At 60.9% G+C, this 18,044-nt stretch carries 12 protein-coding genes and 1 tRNA gene; 12 read left to right on the plus strand and 1 reads right to left on the minus strand.

Features of this window, described 5'->3' with window-relative positions:
* Positions 1–27 precede the first annotated feature (27 nt).
* The 3 genes from purQ (at position 28) to C8N42_RS15805 (ending at position 3,984) form a co-directional block, all read left to right on the plus strand.
* Entirely contained in the window at positions 28–696 is a 669-nt protein-coding gene (gene purQ, locus C8N42_RS15795; RefSeq protein WP_107817545.1) for a phosphoribosylformylglycinamidine synthase subunit PurQ, read from the plus strand.
* A gap of 117 nt (positions 697–813) precedes the next feature.
* Positions 814–2,595 (plus strand): sensor histidine kinase, encoded by a 1,782-nt coding sequence (locus tag C8N42_RS15800; RefSeq protein WP_425430532.1) that lies wholly within the window; start codon positions 814–816, stop codon positions 2,593–2,595.
* Between the two features lie 54 nt (positions 2,596–2,649).
* Positions 2,650–3,984: a sigma-54-dependent transcriptional regulator gene (locus C8N42_RS15805; RefSeq protein WP_107817546.1), complete on the plus strand. Its 1,335-nt coding sequence runs from the start codon at positions 2,650–2,652 to the stop codon at positions 3,982–3,984.
* A gap of 74 nt (positions 3,985–4,058) precedes the next feature.
* Here C8N42_RS15805 and C8N42_RS15810 read toward each other — a convergent pair whose 3' ends face one another.
* Positions 4,059–4,607 (minus strand): NADPH-dependent FMN reductase, encoded by a 549-nt coding sequence (locus C8N42_RS15810; RefSeq protein WP_107817547.1) that lies wholly within the window; start codon positions 4,605–4,607, stop codon positions 4,059–4,061.
* Between the two features lie 709 nt (positions 4,608–5,316).
* Here C8N42_RS15810 and C8N42_RS15815 point away from each other — a divergent pair.
* The 9 genes from C8N42_RS15815 (at position 5,317) to C8N42_RS15855 (ending at position 17,791) form a co-directional block, all read left to right on the plus strand.
* Positions 5,317–8,184, plus strand: coding sequence for an Rne/Rng family ribonuclease (locus C8N42_RS15815; RefSeq protein WP_107817548.1), 2,868 nt, complete (start codon positions 5,317–5,319; stop codon positions 8,182–8,184).
* A gap of 149 nt (positions 8,185–8,333) precedes the next feature.
* A complete protein-coding gene (locus C8N42_RS15820) occupies positions 8,334–9,086 on the plus strand; it encodes a cytochrome c biogenesis CcdA family protein (protein WP_107817549.1) in 753 nt (250 codons plus the stop codon).
* Positions 9,087–9,259: 173 nt separating this feature from the next.
* A complete protein-coding gene (locus C8N42_RS15825; RefSeq protein ID WP_107817550.1) occupies positions 9,260–10,468 on the plus strand; it encodes a hypothetical protein in 1,209 nt (402 codons plus the stop codon).
* A complete protein-coding gene (locus C8N42_RS15830) occupies positions 10,465–11,859 on the plus strand; it encodes a cytochrome P450 (protein ID WP_107817551.1) in 1,395 nt (464 codons plus the stop codon). The genes C8N42_RS15825 and C8N42_RS15830 overlap by 4 nt, the downstream gene beginning before the upstream one ends.
* Positions 11,860–11,983: 124 nt before the next feature.
* Positions 11,984–13,042: a cysteine synthase A gene (locus C8N42_RS15835; RefSeq protein WP_107817552.1), complete on the plus strand. Its 1,059-nt coding sequence runs from the start codon at positions 11,984–11,986 to the stop codon at positions 13,040–13,042.
* Positions 13,039–15,483, plus strand: coding sequence for a DUF3772 domain-containing protein (locus C8N42_RS15840; protein ID WP_107817553.1), 2,445 nt, complete (start codon positions 13,039–13,041; stop codon positions 15,481–15,483). The genes C8N42_RS15835 and C8N42_RS15840 overlap by 4 nt, the downstream gene beginning before the upstream one ends.
* On the plus strand, positions 15,480–16,196 hold the full coding sequence (locus C8N42_RS15845; RefSeq protein WP_107817554.1) for an alanyl-tRNA editing protein: 717 nt from the start codon (positions 15,480–15,482) through the stop codon (positions 16,194–16,196). The genes C8N42_RS15840 and C8N42_RS15845 overlap by 4 nt, the downstream gene beginning before the upstream one ends.
* Positions 16,197–16,332: 136 nt before the next feature.
* A tRNA-Ser gene (locus tag C8N42_RS15850) sits at positions 16,333–16,422 on the plus strand.
* Between the two features lie 274 nt (positions 16,423–16,696).
* The gene (locus tag C8N42_RS15855) at positions 16,697–17,791 is read left to right on the plus strand and encodes a tRNA-dihydrouridine synthase (RefSeq protein WP_107817555.1); all 1,095 of its coding nucleotides are present in this window, start codon (positions 16,697–16,699) and stop codon (positions 17,789–17,791) included.
* The last annotated feature ends 253 nt before the right edge of the window (positions 17,792–18,044 follow it).

Genomic DNA, 18,044 nt, shown 5'->3' on the forward strand with positions numbered 1-18,044 from the left:
CCGTGACACGCCAAGGAGTCCCGCCCGATGAAAGCCGCCGTTCTGCAATTCCCCGGCTCCAACTGCGACCGCGATATGTATATGGCGCTCAAAAATGCAGGCGCGGATGTCAGTATGGTCTGGCACAAGGATGCCGAACTTCCGGCGGGCGTCGATGTGGTGGGTGTGCCGGGCGGGTTTTCCTATGGCGACTATCTGCGTTGCGGGGCGATTGCGGCGAATTCGCCGGTGGTGGCCTCTCTCAAGAAACACGTCGAGCGTGGCGGCTATGCCTTCGGTATCTGCAACGGGTTTCAGGTGCTGACCGAGGCGCGGCTTCTGCCGGGCGCTCTGCTGCGCAATGCTGGTCTGAAATACATCTGCAAGACCGTGCCGCTTGTGGTCGAGACCACCGACAGCCCTTATACCTCCGCCTTCGCGCAGGGCCAGCATATCGGCATCCCGATTGCGCACCATGACGGCAATTTCACCGCCGACGAGGAGACGCTCGACAGGCTCGAAGGCGAGGGGCGTGTCGCCTTCCGCTATCTCGACAATCCGAACGGCTCGAAACGCGACATTGCGGGCATCCTGTCGGAGAACCGTCGGGTGCTCGGTATGATGCCTCACCCGGAGCGCGCCGCCGAGGCGGCCCATGGCAATCAGGACGGCAAGCTGTTCTTCACCTCGCTGATGGACGCTCTGGTTTCCGCCTGAACGCCTGTTGTACAGGCGGGAATTTGCTCAAATTGCATGGAAATCCTGAGATGCGGGGAGGATCGCCCCTGTACGGCCCCTTGCGGGGGCCCATGAGGCGCGCGTAATCTGGGCGTCATGAGTGATCGCGATATCATCGGGGGTGGACAGCGGGCCGGACGGGCGCGCACCATGGGCTGGGCCTGGCGGCTGGCGCTTGTGGCTTTTGTCGCGCTGGCCATCGGGGTGATCTGGGTCAGCAACCTGCTGCTCACCGAACGCTTCACGACATTGACACGCAACCGCGCCGAGGTGCGTCAGGCGTTGTACGCCGGCAACCTGATGAGCGAATTGCAGCGCAATTCCATCGTGCCCATCCTGTTGTCGCGCGATCCGATCCTTGTCGGTGCGCTGACCTCGCGGGATTTCTCCCAGACTTCGCAGCACCTGATCGCCTATGTCGATGAGATCGGTGCGGCGGGGATCACGCTTCTGGACGAAACCGGACGGGTGGTGGCGGCCACGGATCGTTCGCTTCTGGGGGCGAACAATCGCCAGTCGCCGTCCTTCATCGACGCGCTGCGCTCCAACGATACGATTTTCAAGACCACGGCGCTCGACAACAACGCCTATGAATTTACCTATTCGCGGCGGATCGACGTCAACGGCGCGCTGGCGGGGGTGATCGTCGTGAAGGTCGATCTCGCCAAGTTCGAAAAGAGCTGGGCGGGGATTTCCGACGCGGTGATTGTGGTCAATTCGGAGGGCAATATCATCCTCTCGACCGAACCGCGCTGGCGCTCGAAATCGGAAGGTGAGGCGCTCGCCACCCGCGACGCGCCGACCGCCATCGAACGCGCCTTCCAACTCACGACAGACTGGTCGCCGAACCCGGATGAAACCTATCTGGGCGGCGAGGCAGTGATGCGTCTGGAGAGCCGCATTCCGTTTCGGGGCTGGCGGATGACCTCTTTCACCACCTATTCCTCTGTGCGCGAGCGGGTGAACGCGGTTCTGGCGCTGGAGATTATGGGCTTTGCGATCCTTCTGGCGGGGGCGTTCTATATGACCTCCCGGCGCGCGGTGTCCCGCGCCGGGTTGTTCCAGCGCGAAAGCGCTGAGCTGCGTCAGCTCAACGCCGCGTTGCAACGCGAGATCGCCGAACGCAAGCGCGCGGAGAAAAGCCTCGAAGTTGCCGAGCAGACGCTCGCGCAGTCCTCGAAGCTTGCGGTTCTGGGCGAGATGTCGGCGGCGGTGAGCCATGAGCTGAACCAGCCTTTGGCGGCGATGAAAACCTATCTTGCCGGTGCGCGCCTTCTGATCAAACGCAAACGTTCCGAGGAGGCGCTGGCCTCCTTCGGGCGGATCGACGACCTGATCGAACGCATGGGCGCGATCACCAAGCAACTCAAATCCTATGCCCGCAAAGGTTCCGACCAGTTGCAGCCCATCGACCTGCGCGACTGCGTGTCCTCGGCACTTTCGATGATGGAGCCGCAGTTTAAACAGGGCGCGGTGGAGATCATCCGCAGCCTGCCGCCGGAGCCGGTTGTGGTCGATGGCGACCGGGTGCGGTTGGAGCAGGTGCTGGTGAACCTGTTGCGCAACGCTTTTGACGCCAGCAAGAACTCGGACGAACCGCAGATTGAAATTCTGGTTACGGGCGGGGCCGCGGGAGGCACTCAAGCAAGCGTGACCGTGCGTGACAACGGCACCGGGATCAAGGACCTCGACACTTTGTTTGAGCCTTTTTACACCACCAAGGCCCCGGGCGATGGGGTCGGGCTTGGCCTCGCGATCTCCTCGGGGATCGTTTCTGAGCTGGGCGGGCGGCTCATGGCGCGCAACCGGCCGACGGGCGGTGCGGCCTTTGAAATGGTGCTGCCTCTGTCGGAAGAGGCAAAACACGCGGCGGAATGATTTCGCTCACACGTTGAATGTCCGGTCAGGACCGGAAGAAGAAGGGAAGAGACCATGGCGACGGCAATGAAAATCGCGATTGTCGATGACGAACAGGATATGCGGCAGTCGATCAGCCAGTGGCTGGCCCTGTCGGGGTTCGACACGGAAACCTTCGCGAGCGCGGAGGATGCGGTGAAATCGCTCGGCTCCGACTATCCGGGTGTCGTGATCACCGACATCAAGATGCCCGGCATGGACGGTATGCAGTTTCTCAAGAAGCTGATGAGTGTCGACAGTGGCCTGCCGGTCATCATGATCACCGGCCACGGCGATGTGCCGATGGCGGTGGAGGCGATGCGGATCGGGGCCTTCGATTTCCTTGAAAAGCCGTTCAACCCGGATCGGATGACTGAGCTTGCGAAGAAAGCCACCAATGCGCGTCGGCTGACCCTAGACAACCGGATGCTGCGGCGCGAATTGTCCGATGGCACCGGCATCATGAACAAGCTGATCGGGGCAAGCCCGGTGATGGAGCGGTTGCGCGAGGACATTCTCGATCTCGGGCAGGCCGATGGGCATGTGCTGATCGACGGGGAGACCGGGACGGGCAAGACGCTCGTGGCGCACGCGCTGCACGCGGTGGGAACGCGGGCTTCGAAAAAATTCATCACCTTCGCCTGTGCCGGGCGTGACGAGGCCGATCTGACGAAACGGTTGTTCGGGCCGGACCCGGACGGGCAGATTCAGCCCCTCATCGAAGAGGCACGCGGCGGCACGCTGGTGCTCGAAGATGTCGAGGCCATGCCAATGCCGCTTCAGGCACGGCTTTTGAAATGGATGGATGAGCAGGGCACGCCGCCGGAGACCCGCGTGATCGCGATCTGCAACCTTCAGGAACAGGGCCGGACCTGTGAAAGCGCGCTGCGTCCGGATCTGTATTTCCGTTTGGCGGCGATGAAGATCACCACGCCGCCTCTGCGCCAGCGGGGCGAGGATATTCTCTTGCTGTTTACTCAGCTTTCTCAACAGTTTGCCGAGGAATATGGTTGCGACGCGCCAGAGGTTTCCGCGCAGGAGGCGGCCCAGCTTTTGCAGGCGCCCTGGCCGGGGAATATTCGCCAGTTGATCAACGTGGCCGAGCGCTCCGTGCTGCAAAGTCGTCGGGGATCGGGGTCGATTACCTCGCTTCTGCTTTCCGAGTCAGACGCCCCGGAACAACAGACCATGACGACAGAGGGCAAGCCCCTCAAGGAATATGTCGAGGCCTTCGAGCGCATGCTGATCGACAACACGATGCGCCGTCACAAGGGCTCCATCGTGGCTGTGATGGATGAGCTGTGCCTGCCGCGCCGAACGCTTAACGAGAAGATGGCGAAATACGGGTTGCAGCGGTCGGATTATCTGTAACTCTTACGACTGAAACGAAAAAAAGGCGCTCCATTGCGGAGCGCCTTTCCACATCCGAGGTCGGGGGGAGTGCCTCAGATGTGATCCGAGACCCATTTCGCATAGGCTTCCATCCAGGATTTGAGAAAATCCTCGGTGCCTTCGGTGACGATCCTGCCGTTCTCATCGAACAGGTTCCACAGGTTGCCGATATAGGCTTCGGGCTGTTGCATGGTGGGCATGTTTAGGAACACCAGAGGCTGACGCAGATGGTGGTTGGCGCCGAAACCGCCAAGGCCGGAGGGGCTCGCGGTCACGATGCCGGCCGGTTTGCCGTTCCAGACGCTCTGGCCATAGGGGCGTGAGCCGACGTCGAGCGCATTCTTGAGGGCGGCGGGCAGGGAGCGGTTGTATTCCGGCGTCACGAAAAGCACGCCATCGGCGGCCTTGACCTCTTCGCGGAACCGCGTCCAGGAGGCGGGCGGTGTGTCGGTGTCGAGGTCCTCGTTGAAGAACGGCAGATCGCCGATTTGCACGAAATCGAATTCCATGCCTTCGGGAGCCAGTTTGGTAAGGGCTTGGGCGAGTTTCAGGGTCTGGGAGGCCTTGCGGAGCGAGCCGACCAGAAGAGCGATGCGGGTCATGATATGTCCTTTCGGCTTGCGCAGGGTTCTGCGCATTTATGCATTTTTCTTAATTTAATTTAATGTTTCTGATCGAAAATGAACATCATGATTTATGTGCGGTGTGGCACCCTATCTCTGTTCTGCCGCACAGCGGCTGGCACACAGGTTTGTGTAAAGCGTCCTGCCTTTAGCCCGAGACATCAGCTAAAGGCATAACGCTTTAACCATTTTGCCGCAAATTTGAGGGGAAACCGCCGGTGAATCCCATCTCGATGGGCGAAAATGGCGTTTCGATGAATTTGCGTGTTGTCTAAAGGCACATGCATCACTACTGATATAAGAACGCAGGTCCGTCGGACGCTTGGACGTCCCGGAAACCGCGTGAGACAGATTCGCTGCATGCGTGTGTTGGAACTCAGGGACATTCCCGACGCTTCCCCGCAGAGCAGACCGATACCGCCGGGCGGCATGACAAAACCACCGGCACGAACCGCCCGAAGCCTCATCAAAGGTCAGAGGGATTTGAACGGGCGCCGAGGGGCCGATGCCTCACTACGCGCCGGAGAAGAACCGCGATGCAACGCGCAGAGGCAAGATCAGAGCACAGAGCGGGCGCCAGCGCCCCCGCCGTCTTGCCCGCACTGCTCGCCCCAAAACATCACCCGGATCAAAGCGTGACCTGCCGCAGGGGAGGGACGCCCGTTTCGGGTGCCGGAAGACAAACTCAATGGCAAAGAAAATGCTCATCGACGCCACCCACGCGGAGGAAACCCGCGTCGTGGTGGTGGACGGAAACAAGGTCGAGGAATTCGACTTTGAATCGGAAAACAAACGCCAGCTCGCTGGCAACATCTATCTCGCAAAGGTAACACGCGTCGAGCCGTCCTTGCAGGCGGCTTTCGTGGATTACGGCGGAAACCGTCATGGGTTCCTCGCCTTCTCCGAGATTCACCCGGATTATTACCAGATCCCGCTGGCCGACCGTGAGGCGTTGCTGGCCGAAGAAATGGAATATGCCAAGGCTCAGGAAGAGGAAGAGGAAAAACCGAAGCGGTCCCGCCGTTCGCGGTCGCGTTCTCGTTCCAAAACCAAGGCTGAGACCAGAGCTGAGGACGTGAAGTCCTCGGATGCGATCGAGACCCGTGAGGTCTCGCTCGATAACGAAACCGGTCAGGGCGCTGAGCAGGACGGGGCCTCGGTTGCGGGCATGGATGTGATCGAACCGGAAGCTTCCGAGGCTGACGCGATGATCGCCGGGGAACATGCAGAGGTCGAAGAGGGCACGTCGCCCGCTTTCACCGTGCAGGACACGCCGGTCGAAGAGCCTGAAGAAGCTGCGGAGGGCAACGCTGAAGACGCCGGTTCCGAGGATGACGCTGACGAGGCGTCCGAGGAGGATGCGGCTGAGGACGAGACCTCTGAGGAGGAAGGCTCCGAAGACGACGCGGATGAAGATGAAGACGATGCGGACACCGCCTCCGACAAGGACGACGACATCGAAAGCGTGGCCGATGACGACACGACCGAGGAAATCCGCCCGCGTCGCAAACCGCGTCCGCGCAAATACAAGATTCAGGAAGTTATCAAGGTGCGCCAGATCATGCTGGTGCAGGTCGTCAAGGAAGAGCGCGGGAACAAGGGCGCGGCTCTGACGACTTACCTGTCGCTGGCCGGTCGCTATTGCGTATTGATGCCGAACACCGCGCGCGGCGGTGGCATTTCCCGCAAGATTACCAATGCCGCAGACCGCAAGAAACTCAAAGAGATCGCAGGCGAGCTTGAAGTGCCGCAGGGTGCCGGTCTGATCATCCGCACGGCGGGCGCACAGCGCACCAAGACGGAGATCAAGCGCGACTACGATTACCTCAAACGGATGTGGGAACAGATCCGCGAGTTGACGCTGAAATCGGTGGCACCCGCGAAGATCTACGAAGAGGGCGATCTGATCAAACGGTCGATCCGCGATCTCTACTCGAAGGATATCGACGAGGTGATCGTCGAGGGCGAGACCGGCTATCGCGAGGCCAAGGACTTCATGAAAATGATCATGCCGTCCCACGCCAAGAACGTGAAGCATTACGCCGAAACCCTGCCGCTGTTTGCGCGCTATCAGGTCGAAAGCTACCTCGCCGGCATGTTCAACCCGGTGGTGCAGCTCAAATCCGGCGGTTACATCGTAATCGATGTGACCGAGGCCTTGGTCGCCGTGGACGTGAACTCCGGTCGCGCCACGAAAGAAGGCTCGATCGAGGAAACCGCGCTCAAGACCAACCTTGAGGCCGCCGAAGAGGTCGCCCGTCAGGCGCGTCTGCGCGATTTGGCCGGTCTGATCGTCATCGACTTCATCGACATGGAAGAGCGACGCAACAACACGGCGGTCGAGAAACGTCTCAAGGACAAGCTCAAAACCGACCGCGCCCGCATTCAGGTCGGTCGCATTTCGGGTTTCGGCCTTCTGGAGATGTCGCGTCAGCGTCTGCGTCCGGGGATGCTTGAGGCCACGACCCAGCCCTGCCCGCATTGCCATGGCACCGGTCTTATCCGCTCCGACGATAACATGGCGCTGACCATCCTGCGCCAGCTTGAAGAAGAGGGCACGCGCAAGCGTTCCCGTGAGGTGCTGCTCAAGGCGCCGGTCGCCATCGTCAACTATCTGATGAACATGAAGCGCGAAAAGATCGCCCAGATCGAGGCGCGCTACGGCATGGCGGTGCGGATCGAGGCCGATCCCTTCCTGATCTCGCCGGATTTCTCGATGGAGCGCTTCAAGACGGCCACCCGCGTGGTGCCCGAAGCGGTCGCCCCCGTGATCTCCGCCTCCGCCGATCTGATGGAGGATTACGAGGAGGATGAGGCCGAGGATCAGGTGGAAGAAGAGACCTCCGTGATCGAGGAGGCCGTGGAGGACGAGCAGAAGCCCAAGAAACGCCGCCGTCGCCGTCGCCGTCGCAAGAAGACCGATACGGTCGAAGGACAGGAGAACGGTTCCGAGGACGCATCCGATGAGGACGACAGCGCCGAGAGCGAGGCTTCCGATGGGGCAGGCGCTGAGGAGGCGCAGGTTGTTGAAACCGTGACCGAAGCTGCTCCTGTCGAGACCGAGGAAAAGCCGAAGCCACGTCGTAAGCGCCGGACCAAGGCGGAGATCGAAGCGGACAAAGCCGCGAAAGCCGCCGAGGCGGAGGCCGCAGGGGAGACGGTTGAGGAAAAACCGAAGCCGAAGCGCAAGCGCCGGACCAAGGCGGAGATTGAAGCGGACAAAGCTGCGAAAGCCGCTGCCGAGGCGGAAGCTGCGGCAGAGACCCCTGCGGAGGCAGTGGTGGAAACGCCGGTCGCGGAGCCGGTGTCCGAACCGGTGAGCGAGGCACTGACGGAGGTCGCCGAAGTGCCTGAGCCGGTTGCCGAAGAGGTACACGAGGCGCAGCCTGTTACAGAGGCGCCGTCCGAGCCTGAAACGGTTGCAGAAGACGCGACCGCCGGGGAACCTGTTGCCGAAGCTCCCGCAGTCGAAGCTCCGCGGGAGCCGGAACTGGCCGAAGCGAGCGTGCCCGAGGCCGAAGACAAGCCGAAGCGCCGGGGCTGGTGGAGCCGCTGAGCGGATCAAAAAAATCGTGAGAACGGCCGGGCTTGTCCCGGCCGTTTTTCGTTGCGCGAGGTACACGAAACATAAGCCAACGCGAATGTGAGCACCCGCGACAAACGAGGCGCTAGGCGGGGCGGTGGTTTTCTGGCATGAGGCTCTCTATGTTCGGAATTGATCTTTTTGACGCAACGCTCCTGCCTTCGATGCTCGTGGCCCTTGCCGCGGGTATGGTATCGTTCCTGAGCCCCTGCGTGCTGCCCATCGTGCCGCCCTATCTGGCTTATATGTCCGGGATTTCCATGAATGAGCTGACCGGCGGCGGCAAAGCCTCGCGCAAGGCGATTCTGCCCGCCCTGATGTTTGTTCTCGGGCTCTCGACGGTCTTTCTGTTTATGGGCTTTACGGCTTCGGCCTTCGGGATGTTTTTCCTGAAAAATCAGGTGCTTTTCGCGCGCATTTCCGGCGTTGTGATCATCATTCTCGGCCTGCATTTCCTTTCCGTGTTCCGTATTCCGATCCTTGATCGCGAGGCGCGGCTGGATGCGGGGGACAAGGGCGGCACTGCTTTCGGGGCCTATATCCTTGGGCTCGCCTTCGCTTTCGGCTGGACGCCCTGCATCGGGCCGCAGCTCGGTGCGATCCTGTCCATGGCTGCTTCCGAGGGCTCCGTGTCGCGGGGTACGACGCTTCTGGCGACCTATGCCATCGGGTTGGGATTGCCCTTCCTTTTGTCGGCGATTTTCATCACCCGCGCGGTCGGTCTGATGAACCGTCTGAAACGCCACATGGGGCTGATCGAAAAGATCATGGGCGGGCTTCTCCTGCTTGTCGGCCTTCTGATGGTCACCGGCGCCTTCTCGGGCCTGTCCTACTGGTTGCTGGAAACCTTCCCCGCATTGTCGCAGCTCGGTTAAAACGCCACGCCAGCAAACTGAAACACAGGATTCTGGCGGGGCGTTCGCAACGCTCATATGTTGCACGGCGCTCCGCCTCATCCCTGTCTCAGATATAAGACGGGGCGCTTTAAAGGGGCTTAATTTCGCCCGAAATCCACATTAGTGTTCCGAAAACGTTAAAGGTTTTCATTATGGTCGAGCGGGGGAAAGAAGTGAAACGACGTCGGGTGTTCTACATCCCCGGCTACGATCCTATTCCGCCGCGCCGCTACCGCGAACTTTACCGCAAGGAAGGCGCCGCACAGGCGGAGATTTCCGGCTATGCACTGAGCCTCTCCCTGAAGAAGGGCGGCAATTTCGGTTGGTCCGTCGAAGGCGAAATCGACGGTGCAAAGACTCATAGCGAGATCGACGTGCTGGTCTGGTCCGACATCGTACAGGAGAGCATGGAGGCGGGGATTTTCCGCACCTACCTGATCCTTGCGCGCACGGCCTGGACCTATATTTCCACGGGCGCTTTGTTTCGTTTGATGAAGCTCCGGCGCGGTCCGGTGATTGCGGCGCTGTATCCGATCGGGGTTCTGCTCGCACAGCTTCTCATCGCCTTGCTGATTTTGGGGCTGATCACCTGGATCGGCAGCCTGTTTGGGGTTGCATGGGGCGGGCTGGTTCTGGGCCTCATCGCGGCTTATCTGCTTTTGCGCTGGTTCAAGGCGAAAGACGGCGAGGTTTTCGCCTATTATCTGATGCATGACTACGGGTTTTCCGCGCGTTGGCGCGGGGCCGATCCGCCGCCCCTGCGCGCGCGAATGGACGAGTTCCGCGCAGAGATCGCGGAGGCGCTGACGCAAGACTGGGACGAGGTTCTGGTCGTCGGTCACAGCTCCGGCGCGCATCTGGGCATTCAGATCCTTGCCGATCTGATCCGCTACGGGGAGGTGTCCGCGCGCGGCCCGGCGCTCTCTTTCCTCACCCTCGGCCATGTCGTACCCATGGTGTCCTACCTGCCGGAGGCCAGGGTGTTGCGTCGTGATCTGGCCTATCTTTCTGCCCGCGACGAGATGTTCTGGCTCGATGTGACCGCGCCCGGCGACCCGTGCTCCTTCGCGCTCTGCGACCCGGTCAAGGTGTCGGGTGTTGCGCCCGAGGATCAGAAATGGCCGCTGGTGATTTCGGCGGCCTTTACGCAGACGCTTTCTCCGGAGAAACAGGCCGCGATGAAGCACCGGTTTTTCCGGCGGCATTTCCAGTATCTTTGCGCTTTTGATTGCCCCGAAACCTATGACTATTTCAAGATCACCGCAGGGGGAGAAACCCTCTCGACCCGTTTTCACGCGCAGCTTCCCAGTCCCAGCCGGATCGACACGCCGGCCAACCGTTTCAAGGATATGGCGACATGATCCCGCCGAAGCCGACGCCCCGCCCCGAGAAAACCAGCCTGCGCAATTACGTGAAACTCTTTCGCAAGGACATCCTTTCGGCCCAGCCGGAAAAGCTCTACCGCGCCTGGATGGCCGAATATAAAACGCCGTTCTTCCGCAGTTTTCTGGTGAACCAGCCCTCTTTGGTGAAACGTGTGCTCAACGAGGAGCCGATGGATTTTCCGAAATCCGCCCGCGTGGCGGAGGGGCTGCGGCCTCTGCTCGGCAATTCGGTGTTTCTCACCAATGGCGAGACATGGCTGAAACAACGCCGCATCATCGACCCGGCCTTTGAGGGCGGACGGCTCAAGGACACGTTTCCGGCGATGCTCAGGGCGGGGCAGGCGATGGTGGCGCGGCTCTCCACGCAGGAGGGTGCGTTCGACATCGAACCTTTCGCCTCCGAAGGTGCGGCGGATGTGATTTTCCGCACGCTCTTTTCGATCCCGATCACCCATGAGGCGGCGGCGAAAGTGTTCGAGGAGTTTCAGGGCTATCAGCGCGCCCAACCGATCCTCAACATTGCCGCCTTCATTCCGCTGCCAAACTGGTTGCCGCGTTTCCATCGCAAGAAAACGCGCGAGGGGGCGAAGGCGATCCGCAAGCTGATCACCGATCTGACGGCCGCGCGGATGACGGAGATCGCGGCGGGGACCGCGCCCGACGATCTGGCGACGAAGATCATGACCACCGCCGATCCGGTGACGGGGGAGCGGTTTGACACGGAGGAGATGGTCGATCAGGTGGCGATCTTTTTCCTTGCGGGACATGAGACCTCGGCCACGGCGCTCGGCTGGGCGCTCTGGCTTCTGGCCGCGAACCCGGAGATTCAGGAACGCGCGGCGGCGGAAGCGCTGAGCCTGCCGGAAGAACCGTCTTTCTCCGATCTCTCGAAACTGCGGTTCATCAAGGATGTGTTCCGCGAAACCCTGCGTCTTTACCCGCCGGTGCCGATGATGGTGCGCGAGGCGAAATGCCCGGTGCGGTTTCGCGAGCGCGACGTGCCCAAAGGGGCGCAGATCGTGCTCTCTCCCTGGCATCTCGGACGGCATCAGATCTTCTGGGAGCGCCCGGACGAATTCGACCCGGACCGGTTCAGGACCGAAAATGGCAAGACGTGTTTGCGCGATGCTTTCATCCCGTTTTCTTCCGGTCCGCGGGTCTGTACCGGGGCGGGATTTGCCATGGTCGAGGGACCGCTGTTTCTGGCGCTGATCCTGCGTGCGTTCCGGCTTGAAACGGTGGAGGGCAAGACGCCGGTTCCTGTGGCGCATCTCACCGTGCGCTCAAAAGATGGCATCTGGTTGCGTCTTGCGCCGCGTCCGGGGTTTTCCGATGATGAAAATACTCATGCGATGCCGGGCGAATGAAAACACGCGTTCCGGCATCTTGCGAAAAGCCGGAACGCTCTCCCTGAGTTTCGGCGCCTGTCTTGAGTTCACAGGATGTACGTCCTACACATTCAGGGACTGCGAGATTTAAAGGACGACCAATATGTCTGCGCCCGGCACCCGGAATTCGCCTCTGAAACGCGATATGATCGACAGCATCGGCAATACGCCCCTGATCCGGCTCAAAGGCCCGTCGGAGGCCACAGGGTGCGAGATTTACGGCAAGGCGGAGTTCATGAACCCCGGCCAGTCGGTCAAGGATCGTGCGGCCTTGTTCATCATTCAGGATGCTCTGAAAAAAGGGACTCTGAAGCCCGGCGGCACCATCGTCGAGGGCACGGCGGGGAACACCGGTATCGGTCTGGCTCTGGTGGGCTCGGCCCTTGGCTTTCGCACGGTGATCGTGATCCCGGAGACCCAGAGCCAGGAAAAGAAGGACATGATCCGTCTCGCCGGTGCGGAACTGGTGCAGGTGCCCGCCGCGCCCTATTCCAATCCGAACAATTACGTGCGCTATTCCGAACGATTGGCCCGGGAACTGGCCAAGACTGAACCGAACGGCGTGATCTGGGCCAACCAGTTCGACAATACCGCGAACCGTCAGGCGCATATCGAAACCACCGGTCCCGAAATTTGGGAGCAGACCGGCGGCAAGGTGGATGGCTTTATCTGTGCGGTCGGCTCGGGCGGCACCTTCGCGGGGGTTGGCATGGCGCTTCAGCCCAAGGGAGTGAAAATCGGCCTCGCCGATCCGATGGGCGCGGCGCTCTACAGCTATTACACCACCGGCGAGTTGAAATCGGAAGGCGGCTCGATCACCGAAGGCATCGGACAGGGTCGGATCACCGCCAATCTCGAAGGCTTCACCCCGGATTTCGCCTATCAGATTCCCGATGAGGAAGCGCTTCCCGTCGTCTTCGATCTTCTGGAGCACGAAGGGCTTTGCGTGGGCGGATCGTCCGGCATCAACGTCGCGGGCGCGATGCGCATGGCGCGCGAGATGGGGCCGGGGCATACGATCGTCACCGTCTTGTGCGACTACGGCACGCGCTATCAGTCCAAGCTTTTCAATCCTGAGTTCCTCAAGGAAAAACAACTTCCTGTGCCCGAATGGCTTGACCGTGGACCGCGCGCCCTGCCTGACGTATATGAAGGTGCATGATCGCGCGAATTTTTGCCCGCCTCCTCCTGATCCTGTGCCTTGCGCTGCCGCTTGCGGTCAGCGCACAGGACAGCACATCACCCGACTACGCCCAATGGGATAAGGCTGCGAGCGCAGCCGAGGTCCAAATCGAAGACAATGGCACGAGCAATGCCGATCTTGAGCAGTTGCGCGACGCTCTCGTGGTCTGGCGCGAAAGTTTTCTGGCCTCGGAAAATGCCAACGGTCCGCGAATCGATACGCTCAAGGCCCAGATCGAGGCTCTGGGGCCGGCGCCTGGCGAGGGCGAAAGCGAAAGCGCCGAGATTGCGCAGCGGCGCAAGGAACTGAACAAGCAACTCGAAGCCGCACAGGCCCCGGTCAAGACCGCCGAGGAGGCCTATACCCGCGCCAACGGGCTGATTGCCGAGATCGACCAGGTGTTGAACGAGCGGCAGGCCGATGCGTTGATGGAATTGGGGCCGAGTCCGCTCAACCCGACGCTCTGGCCCGGGGCGTTTGGCGCGCTCAGCCATACCGCTGTTGAGGCCTGGTCCAGTGTGGCGGAAAATGCCGCCTCGAAAACCGGGCAGGCAACGCTGAAATCCAATGCGGCGACACTGCTTTTGTATTTGCTGATCGCGCTGGTTCTGGTCACTCGGGGGCGTGCGTGGTCGGAGCGGCTGACCGGCTTCGTGCGGGCACGGGTGAGGGGCGAGGCGGGCCGTGGTGTGATCGGGTTTGTCGCGTCGCTGAGCCAGATCGTCGTGCCGCTGCTCGGCCTCGTGGCGATCACGGAGGCGGCCCGTGTCTCCGGGCTTCTGGGGCCGCGGGGCGAGGTGGTGTTTGCCGCCGTGCCTCGTATCGGGTTGGCCTATTTTTTCTCACGCTGGATCACCGGGCGGCTGTTGTACGCGACCGGATCGGCGGAGCCGGTCTTCGATCTTTCACCTGCGCGGAGGATCGAGGCGACGGGCATGGCGACACTAGCCGGGCTGATGCTGACGCTCGACGGGATGTTGAGCGCTCTGGTGGAGATCGACGCCTATGACGCCGGGGCGCAGGCAGTTCTGGCTTTTCCGCTGGTGGCGCTCGCCGCCTTTGCGCTGTTCCGTCTGGCGCGCATCTTGCAAGCAACCAAGCCGCATTCGATCAGCGAAGGGGGAGCGTCGGGCGAGGAGCAAAGCGACACTGGATTTGCGGTCCTGATTGCGGGCGCGGTGGCGCGGGCGGTGCTTCTTGCCTCTGTCCTGGCGCTGGCGCTCGGCGCGGTGGGCTACATGTCGGCGGCCACGGGCATCCTTTATCCCCTGACGCTCTCGCTGGCGCTGATGGCGCTTCTGGTCGTGCTGGCCCGTCTGGCCTACGATCTCTACGGGCTTGTGACCCGCCATGAGGATGGCGCGCGGGAAGCTCTTGTGCCGGTGCTTCTCTCCTTCGCGCTGGTGGTCGTGTCGTTGCCGTTCTTTGCGCTGATCTGGGGGGTGCGGGAGGACCGGCTTTGGGAAATCTGGGCCCAGATGCGCGAAGGCGTCTCTCTCGGCGGGGTGCAGATTTCGGTCACCGATTTGCTGATGCTGGTGGTCGTTTTTGCCTTCGGTCTCGGGGTCACACGCCTGTTCAAAGCGGCGCTGCGCTCGGCAATCCTGCCTAAGACCCGGCTCGACAAGGGCGGGCAGAACGCGGTGATCGCGGGGGCGGGCTATGTCGGGGTGTTTCTCTCGGCGATTGTTGCGATCACTGCCGCCGGGATTGACCTGTCCGCGCTGGCCATCGTCGCCGGGGCGCTGTCGGTCGGGATCGGTTTCGGCCTTCAGAACATCGTGCAGAACTTCGTATCGGGCATCATCCTTTTGATCGAGCGACCGATTTCGGAAGGCGACTGGATTGATCTCGGCAATGGTTCGATGGGGATCGTCAAGGATATTTCCGTACGCTCGACGCGGGTGGAGACCTTTGACAAGACCGACCTGATCGTGCCCAATGCCGATCTGATTTCCAATCAGGTGACCAATTACACGCGTGGCAATCTGATCGGGCGTGTGATCATCCCGGTCGGCGTCGCCTATGGCACCGACACGCGCAAGGTCGAAGCGATTCTGCGCGAGATTGCCGAGGATCAGGCGATGGTGGCGGTCAATCCGAAACCGCAGGTTTTGTTTCTGAACTTCGGGGCGGATGCGCTTGAGTTCGAGATCCGTGCGATCCTGCGCGACGTGACCTATATTCTGGCGGTGAAAAACGACATCAACCACGCAATTGCCAAACGCTTTGCGGAAGAGGGGATCGAGATTCCCTTCGCGCAGCGCGACATCTGGCTGCGCAATCCTGAGGCTTTGCTGCCGAAACCGGCGCAGCCCGCAGTACCGGACGCGACCGAACCCGAGCGCGAGATGATCGAGCCTTCCGATCTCCACGAGCAAAGCGATGCGGAAGGCGATGCAGAGGGAGAAAGCACATGACCGAAGCGCTGTTTCGCGAGGATGCCTATCTGCAAGAGACTTACGGCACGGTGAGCGGCCACACGCCGGAAGGCGGCGTGATTCTCGACCGGACGATTTTCTACGCTACCGGCGGCGGACAACCCGGCGACAGCGGCTGGCTCGACTGGTCGGGTGGCAGTTTGCCGATTGCCACGGCGATCAAGGGGGAAGGGCAGGAGATCATCCTCGTGCCCGCCGAACCCGCCTCGCTGCCGCCCGTCGGTGCGGAGGTCACGCAAAGGCTCGACTGGATGCGTCGCCACCGCCACATGCGGGTCCACACGGCGCTGCATCTTCTGTCTGTGGTGATCCCTCTGCCGGTCACGGGCGGTTCCATCGGCTCGGAGAAGGGGCGTCTGGACTTCAAGATGGATGAGCCGCCCGCCGACAAACAGGCGCTTGAAGATGCGCTCAACGCATTGATCGAGCGCGATCTTGTGGTCAGCGACGACTGGATCACCGATGAAGAATTGCTTTCTAACCCGGCGATGATCAAGACCATGTCGGTGATGCCGCCGACCGGGCAGGGTCGGGTGCGTCTCGTGCGTATCGGGCAGGGGGCGAATCAGGCCGATCTTCAACCCTGTGGCGGGACCCATGTGGCGCGAACCTCGGAAATCGGTCGCATCCGCTTTGGCAAGGTCGAGAAAAAGGGCCGCGACAACCGGCGTGTGACGATTCATCTCGACTGAGGGCCGGGGTGCCGGAGGGTTCGGGACGCGGCGAAGCCGGTGAAAAAAGGCTTTCGCAAGCGCATGTTAAAAAACATTCATTTTCTGACATTCCGGGGGTTGCATCCCCCTCCCGATCTCCACTATAGACGCCGGCGGAGAGGTGGCCGAGTGGTCGAAGGCGCACGCCTGGAAAGTGTGTAGGCGGGGAACCGTCTCGAGGGTTCGAATCCCTTCCTCTCCGCCACTTCGGAACAAAACCGGGAACGCCGGTTTGGGCCGCTGACCACGCGTAGATGTCCGTCTCGCAGCGAAATCAAATTGTAAGTTGAACTGTATTGCGGCCCTTGCGTGCGATTAAAGCGGTTTGCGTTGCCGACAAGGACCGTACTGTTTTTTGAGCATTCTGCCGCGTTTTCCGTTGTTTTTTTATCAATGTGGCTGTTTCGCAGGGATAATCGTTGACTTTTTTCGGGCCAATCGAGGTATTTTACCAGGAGGTAAAATAAAGGCATGCTGCAGTGAACAAACTCGCGACAACTTTCACAGGCCTGGAATTCGTCAATCCATTCGTTCTGGCGTCCGCACCGCCGACGGAAAGCAAACGCAAAATTCTCAAGGCTTTCGAGTCCGGCTGGGGTGGGGTCGTGACCAAAACGATCGGTTTGCATCCGGTTGAAAACGTAGCTGGTCCGAGAACGATCTTTCAACGCGCAAGCGAGACGAAGCCCTATGTGTCGCGCTCCAAACGACCGGACACGGTCTCGCATTCTTCCTGGAACTGGGAATTGATCTCGGATCAGCCGCTGGACGTGTGGCTTCCTGAACTTGAAGAGATCAAGAACACCTACCCGGACCGCATGCTGATTGCTTCGATTATGGCGGGGGCCGGCAGTGAGGAAGAAATGGACAATTGGCGCAGGCTGGCCACCGCATGCGTGGATGCCGGGTGCGATGCGCTGGAGTTGAATCTGTCCTGCCCGCATATGGACCGCAAGGATATGGGCGCTCATATTGCCGATGACGAAGTGATCATCCGGTCTATCCTTGAGGCCGTGACGGGTGTGGTGACTGTGCCGGTCTGGGCCAAGCTGACACCCGCGACCTCGTCACTCGTCGATGCCGCCAGAGTGGCTTATGACGCCGGGGCCTCGGCCATTTCACTATGTAACACGTTCCCCTCCATGCCTTTGATGGACCCCGAGACCATGAAATTCGAGGTAGAGGTCGATGGTCTTGTGTCCTCTGGCGGGCTGGGTGGGCTGGCGATTGTGAACCAGGCTTTGCAATGTGTGTCGGATCTCTCGCGGGCCTTCCCGGATCAGCCCATTTCCGGCATCGGCGGCATCAAGGGCTTTCACGAGGCGTTCAACTTTATCGCCCATGGCGCGGGCAACCTACAGATTTGCACGGCCGCGATGGAAGAAAAGGGCAGCGGCGGTGTCGGGGTTAAACTCATTCAGGAGCTGAAAGACGATCTGGAAGATTACCTGACGCGCAAAGGGTTTGCCTCGCTCGAAGAGTTTCGGGGCATCGCGCGTTCACGGGTTGTGGAACACTCCCAGATCCGCCGGAAGAGTGAGAATTACAACGGAGGCTATGAGAAATCGGCGTAAATCCTGCGCCCGGGCATCTCTTTTGTGCTGACTGAAACGCCTGTGGAGGATGATCCGCAGGCGTCTTTTTTCGGCTCACATGTTCGTAACTGCGGGCGGCGTTGAAGGCTGTGCACTGGATTACAATCCGAAAACCCCCGGCCAAAAGACCATCAGCATGAGAACGGCGGTGCAAAATTAGACCACGGTAGCGCCGTCGTATTGACGGTGCGGGCGGCGTAAAAGTCGTCCACTTTTTCCCTTCTTGCGGCAG

This window comes from Celeribacter persicus, assembly GCF_003050785.1.
Taxonomy (GTDB): Bacteria; Pseudomonadota; Alphaproteobacteria; order Rhodobacterales; family Rhodobacteraceae; genus Celeribacter; species Celeribacter persicus.